This window comes from Streptomyces sp. NPDC056480 (assembly GCF_042795405.1).
Lineage (GTDB): Bacteria > Actinomycetota > Actinomycetes > Streptomycetales > Streptomycetaceae > Streptomyces.
Genome location: NZ_JBHTSA010000095.1, coordinates 1 through 17729, shown reverse-complemented (window position 1 = coordinate 17729; position 17729 = coordinate 1). Strand labels below are relative to the sequence as shown.

Below are 17729 nucleotides of genomic sequence, written 5' to 3'. Positions count from 1 at the left end.
CGTCAGTACCCGTATCCGCCGCCGAAGAGGCTGTAGAGCCAGGCACCGAGGACCCCGGCGACACAGAGCAGCACGACGAACGAGCCCAGGCTCGTGTGCCGCTCCCTCCGGGGCCGGCCGGGTCGGGCGGCACGCGCCGCGCGACCCGGCTTCCGCTGCCTGCCCGGCCTGTCCGGCTTGCCGGACCCGGCCGTCCGCCCCCCACGCGTCGCCTGCGCCGGGGCGGTCTCGGCGACGGCGGCGACCTCGGCGAGCATCCGCCGGCAGACCGCCGCGAGCTCGGCGGTCCCGGCCTTCAGGTCGACGACCACCTCGGTACGGGCAGGGGCGGTGGTGCCCCCGTCGAGGAGCCGCCCGGCACGCAGCAGCGCCTGGTCCTTGCCCCCGGTGGGACCGAGGCTTATCCAGCGGCGCACGTGCTCGCCCCGGATCACCACACCGCCGCCCCGCTCCCGGTAGACGGTGTGCTCCCGCCACAGGACTCCGGCCAACTCGTCGGCCGTCTCCCTGAGTTGCGTGTACATCTGACTCCCCTGTTCCCGTTCCCCCAGTTCGAACAGCGGCAGACTCTAGCCGTCGGCACCGACATCCCCCACGACGCCCCGTCCCACCGCCCGTTACGCGCCGAAGTCGTACACGGTGACCGGTGTCCCCCGCTCCACGAGCCGCCGGACCACGAGCGGCTCGACCCGAGCCCAGGAGCCTCCCGCGAGCCCGCAGCCGATGCGCGGCATGTGCACGGAGGCCCCCAGCTCCGCCGCCCGGCCGGCGAGCAGCCCGAGGGCGGCGTCGATCGCCTCGTACCGCACGGGCACGCCGGTGCTGCGCCCGGTGCGCATCCCTCGCTGGCCCACCAGGTTGGCCACCCAGATGTACGGCTCGACCTGGACGAACTGCGCGGCACCGAGGCCGAAGTCGTTCTGCGCGCGCTCGCGGTGCCACCGGCGGTAGGCCGTCTCGGGCTCGCTCCAGCGGCGTGAGATCGCCAGGACGAAGCCCTTGCCCCAGCCCCCGAGATCGTTGCAGACGTGCGCGACGATCTTGACGCCCTTGCCGTGCGGCGCGGTCGCGTCCCCCCGGACGTACGTGATCCCGTTCATGACGATCACGCTACGGCGCCGCACTGACAACGCCGCTAGGCGGGAACCGGGCCTCCCGGGCGGAAGCGTTCCACCCCGACGATGTGGCGGACCTTGAGGGGGCGGACGATGACCGCCACGCGTTGTTCGCCCGGCATCGTCCACTCGAAGCGGTCCACGCCCAGGTACTTGCGGGCCAGGTGGTCCATGCGGGCGTGGGCCTCCTCGCCCTCGACGAAGCGGGACACCTCGCCGCTGATCTGCACGCGGTCGAACGGATCGGCGGAGTCCGCGTGGGAGAGGTAGACGCGGGGGTCGCGGCGCAGGTTCTCCTCCTTCACCCGGCCCACCGAGGTGTTGAACATCAGCTCCCCCTCCCCCTCCAGATCCACCCACATGGGGCTGACCTGGGGAGCTCCGTCGGGGAACACCGTGCCGACGTACCAGATGAGGGGCGCGCACAGTCGGGCGCGGACGGCTTCGTCGAAGGTCGCGGTCATCCCGCGAGGCTACAACCGGACCGGTGGGACCGGCCGGGAAACGGGGGCGAGGTCTTTTACAGCTCTGGTGAGACAGCAATACTGTCCCGGTCGGCCTCTGCGGCCGGATTCTGCTGTGGACCGGAAGCGAGGCACCTCGGATGGGCGTCGGGAGCGACGAGGAGGGCGGGCCCAGCTACACCGTCGACGAGCTGGCCGCCCGGGCCGGCGTCACGGTGCGGACCGTACGGTTCTACGGGACCCGCGGGCTCCTTCCGCCGCCCGTCATCGGGGCGCGCCGGGTCGGGCACTACGGGCAGAGCCATCTGTCGCGGCTCGCGCTCATCGAGGAGCTCCAGCGGCAGGGGATGACGCTGGCCGCGATCGAGCGGTACCTGGAGCAGCTGCCGCCCGACCTCAGCGCTCAGGACCTGGCGATCCACCGGGCCCTGGTGGCCTCCTGGGCGCCGGAGTCCGCCGAGTCCATCACCCGGCGGGAGCTGGAGCGGCGGGCCGGGCGGGAGCTGACCGAGCGGGACGTGGACCGGCTGGCCGCGATGGGCGTGCTCGACCGGACCGCCGACGACGACACCTTCCGGCTCGACGGGGCCCTGCTGCGGCTCGGTGTCGAGCTGCTCGACGTGCCCATCGAGCACGAGACGATCCTCGCCTCCCGCACCGTCCTCCTGGAGCACGCGCGCGCCGCCGCGCAGGAGCTCTCCCGGCTCTTCCGGGACGAGGTGTGGAGCCCGTACCGGGAGAGCGGGGAGGACCCGGACCACCTGAGCGCGATGAGGTCGCTCTCGGCGCACATGCAGCCGATGGTGGTCCAGGCCCTTCTCACGGCGTTCCAGCGCTCGCTGAGCGAGGAGCTGAGGACGGCGTTCAGACGTCGGTGAGGGGGCCGGCCGCTCATCGACCGGCCCCGTCACATCGACCTGGCCCGGGTCGCACCGGCCGGTCGACGGCCCCCCGTGGCCGTCCCGTCACGCGTCGGTGAAGACCTCGCCCCGCTCGGCCTTCTCCACCAGGAGCGCGGGCGGGGTGAACCGCTCGCCGTACGTCTCCGCCAGCTCGCGCGCGCGGGCGACGAAGCCGGGCAGACCGCCCTCGTAGCCGTTGACGTACTGGAGGATGCCGCCCGTCCAGGCCGGGAAGCCGATCCCCATGATGGAGCCGATGTTGGCGTCGGCGACCGAGGTGAGGACGCCCTCCTCCAGGAGCCGGACGGTGTCGAGCGCCTCGGAGAACAGCATCCGCTCCTGCATGTCGCGGAACGGGATCTCGTACCCGGGCTTGGCGAAGTGCTCGCGCAGGCCGGGCCAGAGCCTGCCCCGCCTGCCGTCCTCGCCGTACTCGTAGAACCCCGCGCCGCCGCTGCGTCCGGGACGCCCGAACTCGTCGACCATGCGGTCGATCACGGCCTCGCCCGGGTGGCTGGTCCAGGTGCCGCCGGCCTCCTCAATCGCCCGCTTGGTCTCGTTGCGGATCTTCCGCGGGAGGGTCAGGGTCAGCTCGTCCATCAGGGAGAGGACCTTGGCCGGGTAGCCGGCCTGCGCCGCGGCCTGCTCGACGGAGGCGGGCTCGACGCCCTCGCCGACCATGGCGACGCCCTCGTTGATGAAGTGGCCGATCACCCGGGAGGTGAAGAAGCCGCGGGAGTCGTTGACGACGATCGGCGTCTTGTTGATCTGCCGGACCAGGTCGAAGGCGCGGGCGATCGTCTCGTCGCCGGTCCGCTCGCCCTTGATGATCTCGACGAGCGGCATCTTGTCGACGGGTGAGAAGAAGTGCAGCCCGATGAAGTCGCTCTGCCGCTCCACGCCCTCGGCGAGGACGGAGATCGGCAGGGTCGAGGTGTTGGAGCAGAGCAGCGCGTCGGGCTCGACGACGGCCTGGATCTCCTGGAACACCTTGTGCTTGAGCGCCGTGTCCTCGAAGACGGCCTCGATGACCGCGTCGCAGCCCGCCAGGTCCCTGACCTCCGCGGTCGGGGTGATCCGGGCGAGCAGGGCGTCGGCCTTCTCCTGGGTCGTACGGCCGCGCTTGACCGCCTTCGCGCAGAGCGCCTCGGAGTAGGCCTTGCCCTTCGCCGCGGACTCGGCGGAGACGTCCTTGAGGACGACCTCGATGCCGGCGCGGGCGCAGGAGTACGCGATGCCGGCGCCCATCATGCCCGCGCCGAGGACGGCGACCTTGCGGACCGGACGGGCCTCGATGCCCTTGGGGCGGCTGGCACCGGAGTTGACGGCCTGGAGGTCGAAGAAGAACGCCTGGATCATGTTCTTCGCCGTCTGCCCGGTGACGAGCTCGGTGAAGTAGCGGCTCTCGATGGTGGCCGCGGTCTCGAAGTCGACCTGGGAGCCCTCGACGGCGGCGGCCATGATGGCGCGCGGCGCCGGGTAGGGCGCGCCGTTGAGCTGCTTGCGCAGGTTGGCCGGGAAGGCGGGGAGGTTGGCGGCGAACTTCGGGTTCGACGGGGTGCCGCCGGGGATCCGGTAGCCGGGGACGTCCCAGGGCTGCCGGGACTCGGGGTGGGCGTCGATGAAGGCGATGGCCTTGGCCATCATCTCCTCGGGGGTGGCGGCCACCTCGTGGACGAGGCCGCTGTCGAGGGCGCGCTTCGGGGTGTACTGGGTCCCCTGGAGCAGCACCTTGAGCAGGGCGTCGGTGATGCCCATGAGGCGGACGGTACGGGTGACGCCGCCGCCGCCCGGGAGCAGGCCGAGGGTGACCTCGGGCAGGCCGATCTTGGAGCCGGGGGCGTCGAGGGCGACGCGGTGGTGGGAGGCGAGGGCGATCTCGTAGCCGCCGCCGAGCGCGGCGCCGTTGATCGCGGCGACGACGGGCTTGCCGAGGGTCTCGATGCGGCGCAGCGCGTTCTTCATCTGCAGGGCGCCGTCGAAGATGTCCTGGGCGTGCTCGGGGCCCGCCTGGACCATGTCCTTGAGGTCGCCGCCGGCGAAGAAGGTCTTCTTCGCGGAGGTGTAGATGATGCCGCGGATGGAGTCCTTCTCGGCCTCGATGCGTTCGGCGACGGCGACGATCGAGGCCCGGAAGGCCTGGTTCATGGTGTTGGCGGACTGGTTCGGGTCGTCGAGGACGAGGGTGACGATCCCGGTCGCGTCCTGCTCCCAGCGGATGGTGGTGCTCTCGCTCATGTCTCTGCTTCTCCGTGGATCCGTGAAGAGGGGTTCGGACGGGACGGTCAGACGCGCTCGACGACGGTGGCGATGCCCATGCCGCCGCCGACGCAGAGGGTGGCCAGGCCGTAGCGCTTGTCCTGCCGCTCCAGCTCGTCGACGAGGGTGCCGAGGATCATCGCGCCGGTGGCGCCGAGCGGGTGGCCGAGCGCGATGGCGCCGCCGTTGACGTTGACCTTGTCCAGGCTGATGCCCATGTCCTTGACGAAGCGCAGGACGACGGCGGCGAAGGCCTCGTTGATCTCGATCAGGTCGATGTCGTCGATGGTGAGGCCGGCCTTGGCGAGGGCCTTGCGGGCGGCCGGCGCGGGGCCGGTCAGCATGATGGTCGGCTCGGAGCCGGAGACGGCGGCCGAGACGATCCGCGCGCGGGGGGTCAGGCCGTTGCGCTCGCCGGCCTCCTTCGAGCCGATGGCGACGAGGGAGGCGCCGTCGACGATGCCGGAGGAGTTGCCGGCGTGGTGGACGTGGTCGATCTCCTCGATCCAGTGGTACTTCTGCAGGGCGACGGCGTCGAAGCCGCCGAGCTCGCCGATGTCGGCGAAGGAGGGCTTGAGCCGGGCGAGCGAGTCGGCGGTGGTGCCGGGGCGCAGGAACTCGTCGTGGTCGAGGACGGTCAGTCCCGCGCGGTCCTTGACGGGGACGATCGACCGGTCGAAGCGGCCGTCCTTGACGGCGGCCGCGGCGCGCTCCTGGGAGAGAGCCGCGTACTCGTCGACGTCGCGGCGGGTGAAGCCCTCGATGGTGGCGATGAGGTCGGCGCCGATGCCCTGCGGGACGAAGTTGGTCTCCAGGTTGGTCATCGGGTCGGCGAACCACGCGCCGCCGTCGGAGGCCATCGGCACCCGGGACATGGACTCGACACCGCCGGCGAGGACGAGGTCCTCCCAGCCGGAGCGGATCTTCATCGCGGCCATGTTGACCGCTTCGAGACCGGAGGCACAGAAGCGGTTCTCCTGGACGCCGGCGACGGTGTCGGGGAGTCCGGCGGCGATGGCGGCGATCCGGGCGATGTCGGAGCCCTGGTCGCCGACGGGGCCGACGACGCCGAGGACGATGTCGTCGATTGCGGCCGGGTCGAGGCCGGGGCTCCGGGTCTGGATCTCCCGGATGAGGCCGACGACCAGGTCGATCGGCTTGGTGCCGTGCAGGGAGCCGTTGGCCTTGCCGCGTCCGCGCGGGGTGCGGATCGCGTCGTACACGTACGCTTCGGTGCTCACGGGAAGCCTTTCGCGATGAGGGCGATGAGGGTGGGTGGAACGGGGAGGGGAACGGGAGGAGAGCGGAGAAGAGGGCCGGGGCCGCCCTTCGTCAGCCGAGGAGGGAACGGCCGATGATCTCCTTCATGATCTCGGTCGTGCCGCCGTAGATGGTCTGGATCCGGCCGTCGGTATAGGCGCGCGCGACCGGGAATTCGCTCATGTAGCCGTACCCGCCGTGCAGTTGCAGACAGCGGTCGGCGACGCGCTTCTGGAGTTCGGTCGCCCACCACTTGGCCATGGAGGCGTGGACGGCGTCGAGCCCGGCACCGTCCGGATCGCTGTGCTCCTCGATGCAGCGGTCGACGAACGTGCGGGTGACGGCGCACTCGGTGGCCATCTCGGCGATCTCGAAGCGGATGTGCTGGAGCCGGGAGAGCGGGCGCCCGAAGGCCTCGCGCTCCTTGACGTACGTGGTCGTGATCTCCAGGAGGTGCTCGGCGGCGGCGATGCCGGCGACGGCGATCGCCATCCGTTCCTGGGCGAGGTTGGTCATCAGGTGGACGAAGGCGCCGTTGAGCTCGCCGAGCAGGTTCTCCTTGGGGACGCGGACGTCGTGGAAGAACAGTTCGGCGGTGTCCTGGGACTTCTGGCCGATCTTGTCGAGGTTCCGGCCGCGCTCGAAGCCCTCCGCGCCGCGCTCGACGACGAGGAGGGAGAGGCCGTGGGCGCCGCCCTCGGGGGTGGTCCGGGCGACGACGACCACGAGGTCGGCGAGGATGCCGTTGGAGATGAAGGTCTTGGAGCCGTTGAGGATCCAGTGGTCGCCGTGGTCCTCGGCGGTCGTACGGATGCCCTGGAGGTCGGAGCCCGCCCCGGGTTCCGTCATGGCGATGGCGGTGATGGTCTCGCCGGAGCAGAAGCCGGGCAGCCAGCGCCGCTTCTGCTCCTCGGTGCCGAGCGAGGTGAGGTACGGGCCGATGATGTCGTTGTGCAGGCCGATGGCGAGCCCGGGGGTGCCGGCCCGGGTGAACTCCTCGGCGAGGACGGACGCATAGCGGAAGTCGGGGTTGCCGCCGCCCCCGTACTCCTCGTCGACGGCGATGCCGAGGAGGCCCTGCCGTCCGGCGGCGAGCCAGACCTCGCGGGAGACGATGCCGTCCTTCTCCCACTGCTCGTAGTTCGGGAGCACCTCCTTCTCCAGGAAGGTGCGGACGGTGGCCCGGAAGGCCTCGTGGTCGGCGGTGTAGAGCTGGCGCTTCATACGGCGGTCTCCTGGGTCTCGGTCGGTCGGTTCACGCGTCGGACTCCCGGGGCCCGGTCGGTCGGTTCACGCGTCGGACTCCCGGGGCCCGGCCTGGCTCTCCAGGGCGGGTACGTCCCAGTCGCGGGCGACCTCGGCGGTGTCGGCGCCGGGCAGGGCGGGTCCCCTGCGGAGGGTGCCGGGGGTGGCGGAGAATCGGGGCGCGGGGGCGGGCTGGGCGATGCCGCCCTGCTCGGTGAAGGTGCCGCGGGCGGCGAGATGGGGGTGGGCCGGGGCCTCGCGCATCGAGAGGACGGGGGCGACGCAGGCGTCGCTGCCCTCGAAGACGGCGGTCCACTCCTCGCGGGTACGGCTCCGGAACCGGTCGGCGACGGCCTCGCGCAGTTCGGGCCAGCGGCCGAGGTCGCGGCGGGCGGGGGCGGCCTCCTCCACGCCGAGGAGGCGCACGAACTCCGTGTAGAACTGCTCCTCCAAGGCGCCGACCGCCATGTGGCCGCCGTCGGAGGTCTCGTAGACGCCGTAGAAGGGGCAGCCGCCGTCCAGGAGGTTGACGCCCCGCCTGTCCTGCCAGCCGCCGGCGGCGAGCATGCCGTGGATCATGGTGGTGAGGTGGGCGGTGCCGTCGACGATCGCCGCGTCGACGACCTGGCCCTCGCCGTGCGCGCGGGCGTGCTGGAGGGCGGCGAGGACGCCGACGACGAGGTAGAGGGAGCCGCCCGCGTAGTCGCCGACGAGGTTGGCGGGGATGGTGGGCGGCCCTTCGGGGTCGGGGCCGATCATGCCGAGGGCGCCGGTGATCGCGATGTAGCCGATGTCGTGTCCGGCGGTCGCGGCGAGCGGTCCCTCCTGGCCCCAGCCGGTCATCCGGCCGTAGACGAGGCGCGGGTTGCGGGCGAGGCAGGCGTCGGGGCCGACGCCGAGGCGCTCGGCGACGCCGGGCCGGTAGCCCTCGATGAGGATGTCGGCGCGTGCGACGAGGTCGAGGACGGTGGCGGGGCCGTCCTCCGCCTTGAGGTCGACGACGGCCGAGCGCTTGTTGCGGTTGGTGAGGTCGCGGGCCGGGTCGATGCCCAGGCCGGGACCGCCGGGGCGGTCGACGCGGACGACGTCGGCGCCGAGGTCGGCGAGGAGCATCGCGGCGAAGGGTCCGGGCCCGATGCCGGCGAGTTCGACCACGCGTACCCCGGTGAGCGGGCCGTTCCCGGCGGTGTGCGTCGTGCTCATCGAGCCCCCAGGCATGTGTGACACCAATGATGTAACACCGGAGATGCTAGGAACGTGTTCCACTCGGCACAAGCCCCCCGGCCGAGCAAGCGCTTGGAAATCACCGGAGGCGGGAGGTGGGTGTACCCACGGTTACCCGGGACGGGTACTCGGGAGTAGGGCGGCGGCGGGGTGCGGTGCGGGACCCGCTATCCTCCGCCGACGAGAACCGCGCACGGCGGCGCGGCACGGCCGAAACGAGGGGCTGCATGGACACAGGGGCGGACGCGGGCCGGGAGGCCGGAGCGGGGCACGAGGTCGGAGCGGGGCCGGCGGCCGGAGGACGGCAGACGGCCGGGGGCCCGCAGGCGGCCGAAGGGCAGCCGGCGGTCAGGGCCTACGACGTGGTTCTCTTCGGGGCGACCGGATTCGTCGGCGAACTCACCGCCGAGTATCTGGCCGCGCACGCGCCCGCGGAGTGCCGCTGGGCGCTCGCGGGGCGCAACCGGGCCGGGCTCACGGCGCTGCGCGAGCGGCTCGCCGCCCGGTGGCCGCACTGCGCCGAGCTGCCGCTGGTCGTCGCGGACGCCGCCGACCACGGCTCGCTGCGCGAACTCGCCGAGTCCGCCCGGGTGGTGGCCACCACGGTCGGCCCCTACGTCTGGTACGGCGACGGGCTCGTCGGCGCGTGCGCCGAGGCGGGGACGGACTATGTGGACCTGACCGGCGAGGCCGAGTTCGTCGACCTGACGTACGTACGCCACGACGCGCGCGCCCGGGAGACCGGCGCCCGCATCGTGCACGCCTGCGGCTTCGACTCCGTCCCGCACGACCTGGGTGTGTACTTCACCGTCCAGCAGCTCCCGGAGGGCGTACCGCTCCGGGTGGACGGCTTCGTCCGGGCCGGGGCGCAGTTCTCCGGCGGCACCTTCGCGTCCGCGCTGACCGCGTTCGGCCGGGGCCGGGAGATTCTGCGGGCGGCGCACGAACGGCGGCTGTACGAACCGCGGTTGGTCGGGCGCCGGGCCCGTGCGCCGCTGGGCGGGCCGCGGTTCAGCCGGGAGACCGGGACCTGGGCGCTGCCGCTGCCGACGCTCGACCCGCAGGTCGTGGCCCGGTCGGCGGCGGCCATCGACCGGTACGGGCCGGACTTCCGCTACCGGCACTACGCCTCCGTGAAGACACTCCCGATGGCCCTCGGGGGCACCGCGGCCATCGGTGCGAGCGTGACGGCGGCCCAACTTCCGCCGGTCCGCGCCTGGCTGATGGAGCGTTACCAGGCGGGACAGGGCCCGTCCGCCGAGCGACGGGCGCGCAGCTGGTTCTCGGTGCGCTTCGTCGGCGAGGGTGGCGGACGCCGGGTGTTCACCGAGGTCTCGGGTGGTGACCCGGGGTACGACGAGACGGCGAAGATGCTCGCCGAGTCGGCGCTCAGCCTCGCCTTCGACCCGCTGCCGAAGACGTCGGGCCAGGTGACGACTGCGGTGGCGATGGGCGACGCGCTCATCGACCGGCTGCGGGCGGCGGGCATCCGCTTCCGGGTGGCGCACCGGGGCTGAGCGGCGCGGTCCGGCGGTACGGGAGGGGTCAGGGCCGTACGAGACGGAAGGGGTGACCGGCGGGATCGGCGTAGACCCGCCAGGCCGCCTCGCCACCGCCGTCGTCGAGCGGCTCGGCCCCGAGTACGAGGACGGCCTCGTGGGCGGCGTCGAGGTCGTCGACCCGCACGTCGAGATGGAACTGCTGCTCGGGCGCACCCCAGACGGGCGGCCGGTGGTCGGCCACGCTCTGGAAGGCGAGCACGGGACCGCCGTCACCACGCAACACGGCGGACCCCTCGCCGACGGCCCATCTGGGCTCGGGGCCGACCACCTCACCGCCGATCAACTTCCTGTAGAACTCGGCGAGTTCCCAGGCGTCGGGGCAGTCGAGAACGAGGCACCTCAGGCGCCCGATCACACCGAGGCCCCGTCGGCGGGAACGTACGGGACGGCGCGGACCCGGGCGGGCACGACCGGAACGGCCCCGGCGAGGATCGGGTTCGGGCCGCGCCCCGCGGAACGCGACGAAACGGAAAGGGGTGTTGTCATGCACCCCACTCTGCCGGTCCCCCGCACGACCCGGTATCCGTACGGGTACTCAGCTTGCCGTTCGGCCTACCCGGGAGTTTCGGCCCGGTCCCGGTCCCGGCCGTTCGCACCTCCCCCGTCACCAGGGTCTCGGCGACCCGGATCCGGCCCGCTCCGAGGGCGTCAGGCCTCGCCGAGGGCCTCCTTCAGGGCGCTGCGGCACAGGGAGTCGGCGTGGCGGGTCGTCTCGGGGATGCGGTAGCGCGGGGTGAGGTGGAGGGTGTGGGCGCAGGCGCGGGGCAGGGAGATCCGGTGGCCGACGGAGACGAAGACCGGTTTCACCCGGGCCCGGGTGCGCAGGGCGCGCCCGACCTCCTCGCCGGCGGCCAGGAGTGGGGCGAAGTCGCCGCGTTCCGCGCCGGGTTGCTCGTAGGTGAAGGTGAACGGGTTCTTCGCGACGCCGATCGACGGCCGGCCCGTGAGCACCCCGAGGTGGCTGGCGAGGCCGAAGCGGCGGGGGTGGGCGAGGCCGTAGCCGTCGCAGACGAGCAGGCCGGGGTCGGCGGTGAGGCGGCCGAGGGCCGCGAGGACCGTCGGGATCTCCCGGAAGGCGAGCAGCCCGGGGACGTACGGGAACGAGACCCGGCCGACCGCCGTGGACTCCTCGACCACCTCCAGGGTCCGCGCGTCCAGGACGACGGCCGCGGCGGCGACGAGGTCGCGCTCGTCGTCGTAGGCCACGTCGAGCCCCGTGACATGTCCTTCGCCGACCGCCGGCCCCTCCTCGTCGCGTACGAGGCGTCCGCGCAGTTCCTGCTGGACGGCGCGGGCGGCGGCCTCGTCGGCGGGCCAGCCCGCCGGAATCTCGATGATCGTCATGATGCGGGCCACCCTACGGTCGGCCGCCGACCGGCTCCCCTCCCCGTGCCCGGGTAGGCACCGTCCGGGGGCTGGGACGGCCGGCCGGGGTCCGTGCCTCGCCCGGTAGCCTGGCGATCATGTTCGTTCTGGAATTGACCTACACCGCGCCGGTCGAGCGCGTGGACGCGCTGCTCGACGCCCACATCGAGTGGCTCGACGCGCAGTACGCCGCCGGTGTCGTCGTCGCCTCGGGGCGCAAGAACCCGCGCGACGGCGGCGTGATCCTGGCCGCCGGGGTCGACCGCGCGGAGATCGAGAGGATCGTGGCGGCCGACCCGTTCAGCGTCGAGGGCGTCTGCGCGTACCGGATCACGGAGTTCTACGCGACCAGGACCACCGAGGAACTCGCCGCGTTCCGGGAGCAGCTTCCCTCCTGAGCGGCCTCTCCTGATCGGCCTCTCCTCAGCGACCTCTCCACAGCGGCCCTCCCGGCGGCCCCCGGCGGCCCCCGGCGGCCCTGACGGTCCCTTCCGGCGGCCGCCCCCGGCGCCCCTCCCGTCAGTGGCGGCCCAGTCGGGCGATCCTGCCCTTCTCACCCGCCGCCCAGCAGGAGCCGTCCGGCGTGCAGTCCACCGTGTCGTACGAGCCGGTGTCGACCGTGCGCCAGGTGCGGCCGCCGTCGGTGGTGAGGTCCGTGCCGGTCGGGCCGACGGCGAGCGCCGCGTTCCGGCTGTGCGGGAGCCAGGCGACGCCGGAGCGGTAAGCGGGCGGCGGCGTGGCCGAGGCGCGCCAGCCACGGCCCCCGTTCCCGGTGACCGCGCCGGCCTGCGGGGACGGCTGGTCCTTGCGGTAGTCGCCGCCGACGGCGATGCCGTGCGCGCGGTCGCGGAAGGCGAGGCCGAAGACGCCACGGGCCGGGTCGCCCGCCGGGATCGGCGTGTCGGTGACGGTCCAGGTCAGCCCCCGGTCGGCGGAGTGGAGCACGCGCGCGGTGGCGCCGCCGCCCGTCGCCAGCCATACGTCCCTCGGCCCGGCCGACACCAGGCACTGGCCGCTCGCGGCGAAGCCCGCCTCACCGGGGAGCGCGTCCGGCATCCCGGTGTTCGGCAGCACCTGCCAGGAACGGCCGCCGTCGCGGGTGGAGAGGATGCGGTACCTGCCGTCGACCGGGTCGCTCATGGCGAGTCCGTGCCGGCGGTCGAAGAAGGTCATGCAGTCGTAGAAGGCCCGCGGATCGGTGTTGCGGAAGGACTCGGTCCAGGTGGCGCCACCGTCCTCGGTGCGCAGCACGCGCGAGGCCTCGCCCTCCCCGATGGCGAGGACGACGGCCCGGCGGGCGTCGAACGCCTCCACGTCACGGAACTCCAGCTCGCCCGCACCGGGCGGTGAGACGTCCCGCCAGCTCCGGCCGCCGTCGGTGGTCCGGAGCACCGTGCCCTTCGAGCCCGCGGCCCAGGCGGTCCTGCGGTCGACGGGCGCGAGCCCGCGGAACCGGGCGTCGGTACCGGTCGGCGTCAGCTGCCAGCCCGCCGTGTGCGTGTCGGTCGCCGCCGTGGGGGTCTCCCCGGCTCGCGCGGGTGCGGCCAGGGTCAGCGCGAGCGCCGCCCCGATCAGTCCCACCGACATCATTCGTCTCGTGTTCCCCATGGACGTCATGGCGCCGGAAGCTAGTGCCCCCGGCCCCTCCCCGTCCAGGGTGCGTCCCCCGGCGAGCGTTCCTAGGCTGGGTGCCATGACCGACCGTACGGGCGAGCGAGCACCCGACGAGAAGCCGAAGCTCAAGGAGTACGAGGGCGAGGGCATCACCGTCACCTTCGAGCCGCGCCGGTGTCTGCACGCGGCCGAGTGCGTGCACGGGCTGCCCGAGGTCTTCGATCTCTCCCGGCGTCCGTGGGTGCTGCCCGACGCCGCCGAGGCCGGTCTGGTGGCGGAGGTCGTCCGCCGTTGCCCCTCCGGGGCACTGCAGTACCACCCGGCGGACGACTCCGTCGAGCACCCCGACTCCCCCACCTCCGTCCGCCGGACGCCGTCCGGCCAGCTCGTGATGCGCGGGGACCTGCTCGTGAGCGGCGCGTCCGGCGACCGGCACGAGACACGGGTGATGCTCTGCGGCTGCGGGGCCTCCGGAAACCAGCCGTACTGCGACCACTCCGGTCCCTGCGCCGAGCCCGACGACGACGTGGCCGAAGCACGCTGACCGGCGCTGGACTGCGGCGATCAGCCGGCCACGGCGCCGCGCCCGGACTTCGACGCGGCCGTGACGCAGCTCACGCACATCCGGAGTGCACGTTCCGGCCGCTCCGCTCGTCTTGTCAGGTGTCAGGTGCCCTGGTGTCGGGGAGACGCACAGGATCCGAAGTCCGCGTGAAAGGAGCCGGTCGTGTCCGCCGTCATCGAGCAGGCCGTCCAGGCCCGTCTGGTCGCATCCGCTCCGCGGATGGAGACCGTCCCCGCCACCCTGCGGTACGACCGCGAGGACCCGTACGCCGTCAGCATGGCGTTCCCTCCTCCGGCGACCCTGGAGGGTGTCGAGGTCTCCTGGGCCTTCGCGCGTGAGCTGCTCGTCCAGGGCGTCGAGCGCCCGGCCGGTGTCGGGGACGTCCGCCTCCGCCCGTACGGGTACGACCGCACGGTCGTCGAGTTCCACGCCCCGGAGGGCGTGGCCATGGTCCACGTCCGGACGTCGGAACTGCGCCGTTTCCTGGAGCGCTCGCAGCACCTGGTGCCGGCCGGGCGCGAGCACCAGTACCTGGACTGGGACCAGGATCTGGCGGAGCTGCTGCGCGAGCACCCGTAGCGATCGCCTCCGGGGCGGCCCGTAATTCGTTTGCCCCCCTCGTACTCCCCGGCCTACCGTTCATCACGTCCACGTCGTCGTCTGATCGGAGAAGGACGTTGCTCGTCTGAGGTTGCGAGACACCGTGCCGCGCGTGCCCCCTGTGCCGCGTGTGCCGTTCTCGACCTCGGCGTACGAGCCGTTCTGACGACAGACAGCCCGCGCCCCGGTGTCTCCACGCGTCGCATCACGTCACGTCTGCGCTCACGCATCCGGGAGGCCTCCATGGCGCATCACCCCACGTTCATCACCTGTACCTCGCTCTCCTTCTCCTGGCCCGACGGCACCGAGGTCGTCGACGACTTCCGGCTCACGGTCGGCCCCGGCCGCACCGGGCTCGTCGGGCTCAACGGCTCCGGCAAGTCCACGCTCCTGAAGCTGATCGCCGGCGAGCTGACCCCGGCCTCCGGCACGGTCCGGGTCACCGGCGAGCTCGGCTACCTCCCCCAGAACCTGGTTCTGGACACCTCCCGGCGCGTGGACGAGATCCTCGGCATCGACGCGAAGCGGGCCGCCCTGCACGCCATCGAGGCGGGCGACGCGGCCGAGGAGCACTTCACCGCCCTCGCCGACGACTGGGACGTCGAGGAGCGGGCCCTCGCCACCCTCGACCAGCTCGGGCTCGGGGCCGTCGGTCTCGACCGGACCGTCGGCGAGGTCTCCGGCGGCGAGTCCGTACTGCTGCGCCTCGCCGCGCTGCTGCTCGCCCGGCCCGATGTGCTGCTCCTCGACGAGCCGACCAACAATCTGGACCTGCACGCCCGCGCACGGCTGTACGAGGCGGTGGAGAACTGGTCCGGAGTCCTGGTGGTGGTCAGCCACGACCGCGAACTCCTGGAGCGCGTCGACCAGATCGCCGATCTGCGGGACGGCACCGTCGCCTGGTACGGCGGCACCTATTCCGACTACGAGGCCGCGCTCGCCGCCGAACAGGACGCGGCGGAGCGGATGGTCCGCGTCGCCGAGGCGGACGTCCAGCGGCAGAAGCGGGAACTCTCGGATTCCCAGATGAAGTTGGCCCGCAGGAAGCGGTACGGGCAGAAGAGCTTCGAGAACAAGGTCGTTCCGAAGATCGTGGCGAACAACCGCAGGCGCGAGGCCCAGGTCTCGGCCGGCAAGCACAAGGCGCTGCACACCGAGCGCCTCTCGGAGGCCCGGGAGCGGCTCGACGCCGCTGTGGAGGCGGTGCGGGACGACGACGAGATCCGCGTCGAACTGCCGCGCACCTCGGTACCGCCGGGCCGCGAGGTGCTGTTCCTGCGGAACCTGGAGCTGCGGTACGGGGCCCGGGTGGCCGGCGAGTTCGAGCTGCGCGGTCCGGAGCGGATCGCGCTGGTCGGCAGGAACGGCGCCGGGAAGACGACGCTGCTGCGGACGGTCGCCGGGGAGCTCGAGCCCGTTTCGGGCGAGACGGAGGCGCGGGTGCCGCTCCGCTTCCTCCCGCAGCGGCTCGATGTCCTCGACGACGGGCTGAGCGTGGTGGAGAACGTGGCCCGGTTCGCGCCCACGGCGACGGGGAACGCGATCAGGGCGCGGCTGGCCCGGTTCCTGTTCCGGGGAGCACGGGCGGACCAGCCCGTCGGCACCCTGTCGGGCGGGGAGCGGTTCCGGGCGACGCTCGCGGCGCTGCTCCTCGCGGAGCCGGCTCCTCAGCTGCTGATGCTGGACGAGCCGACGAACAACCTGGACATGGCGTCGGTACGGAAGCTGACGGCGGCCCTCGACGCGTACGAGGGGGCGCTGATCGTGGCGAGCCACGACGTGGCGTTCCTGGAGTCGCTGGGGATCACCCGCTGGCTGCTGCTCGACGGTGAGCTGCGGCCGACGACGGCGGAGGAGGTGCGGGAAGCGGTGTCGAGCCCCCGGTAGGACCGGCTCGCGCCGGGCTCCAGGGGTGCCCGGCCCGATCGGCAAGGCACGGGCTAGCGGTGGAGCAACGCCCAGGACTCGGTACAGCCGCCGCCCGGAGCGAGGACGGGGGCGAGCCCCCGTCGCCACCGTGCGCGTCGACCGCCCCGGCCGGCAGCCACATGCTGCGGCTGCGGCGGTCGACGGCGGACGGCGGACGGCGGACGGCGGACGGCGGACGGCGGACGGCGGACGGCGGACGGCGGACGGGAGGCGACGCAGGGCGCCCTTGATCGGGTTGCTCACACCGACCCCGGCCCGGAGCCCTGCCTCTGGACCCCCGCGCCCCGGACACCGTGCCCGCAGCCGGGCCCCGGAAAGCCATCCGCTTCGGGCCGTCGGCCGACTGCGCCGAGCCGCCGGGCGTCTGCTCTGCGTAGTTTTTCGGAGGACCTCCACCGGGCACCCAGGACGTGACCTGCGTCTCCGGCGCCCCGCCGGAGCAGCGCACATAACGGAACGTAACCGGACATCGCCGGGACGGGCTTGGCCGACGCCTTACGGAGCCTTAACCTACGGTCTCGTAACCTACGGATTCGTAGGTATGCCCGCATGTCCCCTCTCCGTCCCCAGGAGTCCCCGTGACGCTCACCTCTCCCCACCTCGGCAGCTCGACAGGGTGGACCGACGCGCGGCTGCTCTACGCGCTGGAAGAGGTCGTGGAGAAGGAGCTCAACCGGCACCTGAAGGTCACCAAGGACTGGATGCCGCACGAGTACGTGCCGTGGTCCGACGCCCGTAACTTCCCCGGCTTCTTCGAGGACGGGGAGGCCTGGGACCCGGCGCAGTCCAAGGTGACCGAGATCGGCAAGATCGCCCTCGTCGTCAACCTGCTCACCGAGGACAACCTCCCGAGCTACCACCACGAGATCGCCAGCCTCTTCGGCCGCGACGGCGCCTGGGGCACCTGGGTGCACCGCTGGACCGCCGAGGAGGGCCGGCACGGCATCGTGATGCGCGACTACCTGCTCGCCTCGCGCGCCGTCGACCCGGACAAGCTGGAGCAGTTCCGGATGGCGCACATGAGCGAGGGCTTCGAGTCCGACAACCGCCACTCGATGCTGCACTCCGTGGCGTACGTCGCCTTCCAGGAGCTCGCCACCCGCATCTCGCACCGGAACACCGGCCACCAGTCCGGCGACCCGGTCTGCGACCGGATGCTGGCCCGGATCGCCACCGACGAGAACCTGCACATGGTCTTCTACCGCAACCTGCTCGGCGCGGCCTTCGAGATCGCCCCCGACATGACCATGCAGGCCGTGCGGGACGTCGTGGTCAACTTCCGGATGCCCGGACACGGCATGCCCGGCTTCGAGCGGGCGGCGGCGCAGATGGCGATCGGCGAGATCTACAACATGCGCATCCACCACGACGACGTGCTCCAGCCCGTCCTCCGCTTCCTGAAGGTCCTCCAGATCGAGGGCCTCGGGCCGGAGGGGCTGCAGGCCCAGGAGGAGCTGGGGCTGTACATGAACGGCCTGGACTCCGAGGCCAGCAAGTTCGACGAGAAGCTCGCCGCCCGCAAGGCCCGCATGGCCGCCCGCGCGGCCGGCTGAGCGACCGGCTGAGCGACCCCTCCGGTCACCGGACGACGAGACGGGCGTGGCAGGCTGTGATCAGCCTGCCAC

Annotated in this window: 18 protein-coding genes; 7 read left to right on the top strand and 11 right to left on the bottom strand. The window is 72.6% G+C overall.

Annotation, left to right across the window (positions count from 1 at the left end):
- Window positions 1–2: 2 nt before the first annotated feature.
- The 3 genes from ACFQ79_RS30720 to ACFQ79_RS30710 form a co-directional block, all read right to left on the bottom strand.
- A complete protein-coding gene (locus ACFQ79_RS30720) occupies window positions 3–524 on the bottom strand; it encodes a hypothetical protein (RefSeq protein ID WP_383589553.1) in 522 nt (173 codons plus the stop codon).
- A 93-nt stretch (window positions 525–617) separates the two neighbouring features.
- Complete coding sequence (locus tag ACFQ79_RS30715) at window positions 618–1100, bottom strand: macro domain-containing protein (protein ID WP_383589551.1); 483 nt, start codon at window positions 1098–1100, stop codon at window positions 618–620.
- Window positions 1101–1135: 35 nt separating this feature from the next.
- Window positions 1136–1579, bottom strand: coding sequence for a TIGR03618 family F420-dependent PPOX class oxidoreductase (locus ACFQ79_RS30710; protein ID WP_383589549.1), 444 nt, complete (start codon window positions 1577–1579; stop codon window positions 1136–1138).
- A 140-nt stretch (window positions 1580–1719) separates the two neighbouring features.
- Between ACFQ79_RS30710 and ACFQ79_RS30705 the strand changes: the two genes are divergently transcribed.
- Window positions 1720–2457 carry a MerR family transcriptional regulator gene (locus tag ACFQ79_RS30705; RefSeq protein ID WP_383589547.1) on the top strand — a complete coding sequence of 246 codons (738 nt, stop codon included), beginning with the start codon at window positions 1720–1722 and terminating at the stop codon, window positions 2455–2457.
- 87 nt (window positions 2458–2544) lie between these two features.
- Here ACFQ79_RS30705 and ACFQ79_RS30700 read toward each other — a convergent pair whose 3' ends face one another.
- The 4 genes from ACFQ79_RS30700 to ACFQ79_RS30685 all read right to left on the bottom strand — a co-directional run bounded on the left by ACFQ79_RS30700 (window position 2545) and on the right by ACFQ79_RS30685 (window position 8448).
- Window positions 2545–4719: a 3-hydroxyacyl-CoA dehydrogenase NAD-binding domain-containing protein gene (locus tag ACFQ79_RS30700; RefSeq protein WP_383589545.1), complete on the bottom strand. Its 2175-nt coding sequence runs from the start codon at window positions 4717–4719 to the stop codon at window positions 2545–2547.
- Between the two features lie 47 nt (window positions 4720–4766).
- Window positions 4767–5981 (bottom strand): acetyl-CoA C-acetyltransferase, encoded by a 1215-nt coding sequence (locus ACFQ79_RS30695; protein ID WP_383589543.1) that lies wholly within the window; start codon window positions 5979–5981, stop codon window positions 4767–4769.
- A gap of 91 nt (window positions 5982–6072) precedes the next feature.
- On the bottom strand, window positions 6073–7224 hold the full coding sequence (locus tag ACFQ79_RS30690) for an acyl-CoA dehydrogenase family protein (protein ID WP_383589541.1): 1152 nt from the start codon (window positions 7222–7224) through the stop codon (window positions 6073–6075).
- A 66-nt stretch (window positions 7225–7290) separates the two neighbouring features.
- The gene (locus tag ACFQ79_RS30685) at window positions 7291–8448 is read right to left on the bottom strand and encodes a CaiB/BaiF CoA transferase family protein (protein WP_383589539.1); all 1158 of its coding nucleotides are present in this window, start codon (window positions 8446–8448) and stop codon (window positions 7291–7293) included.
- A 248-nt stretch (window positions 8449–8696) separates the two neighbouring features.
- On the opposite strand from ACFQ79_RS30685, the gene ACFQ79_RS30680 reads away from it, so the two are divergent.
- Window positions 8697–9986 (top strand): saccharopine dehydrogenase family protein, encoded by a 1290-nt coding sequence (locus ACFQ79_RS30680; protein WP_383589537.1) that lies wholly within the window; start codon window positions 8697–8699, stop codon window positions 9984–9986.
- Between the two features lie 28 nt (window positions 9987–10014).
- On the opposite strand, the gene ACFQ79_RS30675 is transcribed toward ACFQ79_RS30680, so the two are convergent.
- The 3 genes from ACFQ79_RS30675 to ACFQ79_RS30665 form a co-directional block, all read right to left on the bottom strand.
- Complete coding sequence (locus tag ACFQ79_RS30675; RefSeq protein ID WP_383589535.1) at window positions 10015–10386, bottom strand: VOC family protein; 372 nt, start codon at window positions 10384–10386, stop codon at window positions 10015–10017.
- Window positions 10383–10517, bottom strand: a complete 135-nt coding sequence (locus tag ACFQ79_RS30670; protein ID WP_383589533.1) for a hypothetical protein — start codon at window positions 10515–10517, stop codon at window positions 10383–10385. The genes ACFQ79_RS30675 and ACFQ79_RS30670 overlap by 4 nt, the downstream gene beginning before the upstream one ends.
- Window positions 10518–10679: 162 nt before the next feature.
- Window positions 10680–11375 carry an endonuclease V gene (locus tag ACFQ79_RS30665; RefSeq protein ID WP_383589531.1) on the bottom strand — a complete coding sequence of 232 codons (696 nt, stop codon included), beginning with the start codon at window positions 11373–11375 and terminating at the stop codon, window positions 10680–10682.
- 119 nt (window positions 11376–11494) lie between these two features.
- Here ACFQ79_RS30665 and ACFQ79_RS30660 point away from each other — a divergent pair, with 119 nt between their 5' ends.
- On the top strand, window positions 11495–11794 hold the full coding sequence (locus ACFQ79_RS30660; protein WP_383589530.1) for a YciI family protein: 300 nt from the start codon (window positions 11495–11497) through the stop codon (window positions 11792–11794).
- Window positions 11795–11915: 121 nt separating this feature from the next.
- On the opposite strand, the gene ACFQ79_RS30655 is transcribed toward ACFQ79_RS30660, so the two are convergent.
- A complete protein-coding gene (locus ACFQ79_RS30655; RefSeq protein WP_383589528.1) occupies window positions 11916–13013 on the bottom strand; it encodes a WD40/YVTN/BNR-like repeat-containing protein in 1098 nt (365 codons plus the stop codon).
- 76 nt (window positions 13014–13089) lie between these two features.
- Between ACFQ79_RS30655 and ACFQ79_RS30650 the strand changes: the two genes are divergently transcribed.
- The 4 genes from ACFQ79_RS30650 to ACFQ79_RS30635 all read left to right on the top strand — a co-directional run bounded on the left by ACFQ79_RS30650 (window position 13090) and on the right by ACFQ79_RS30635 (window position 17657).
- On the top strand, window positions 13090–13554 hold the full coding sequence (locus ACFQ79_RS30650) for a (4Fe-4S)-binding protein (protein ID WP_383589526.1): 465 nt from the start codon (window positions 13090–13092) through the stop codon (window positions 13552–13554).
- A 183-nt stretch (window positions 13555–13737) separates the two neighbouring features.
- Complete coding sequence (locus ACFQ79_RS30645; protein ID WP_093873203.1) at window positions 13738–14154, top strand: SsgA family sporulation/cell division regulator; 417 nt, start codon at window positions 13738–13740, stop codon at window positions 14152–14154.
- A 264-nt stretch (window positions 14155–14418) separates the two neighbouring features.
- Entirely contained in the window at window positions 14419–16062 is a 1644-nt protein-coding gene (locus tag ACFQ79_RS30640) for an ABC-F family ATP-binding cassette domain-containing protein (RefSeq protein ID WP_383589524.1), read from the top strand.
- 620 nt (window positions 16063–16682) lie between these two features.
- Window positions 16683–17657, top strand: coding sequence for an acyl-ACP desaturase (locus tag ACFQ79_RS30635; RefSeq protein WP_073904263.1), 975 nt, complete (start codon window positions 16683–16685; stop codon window positions 17655–17657).
- Window positions 17658–17729 lie beyond the last annotated feature (72 nt).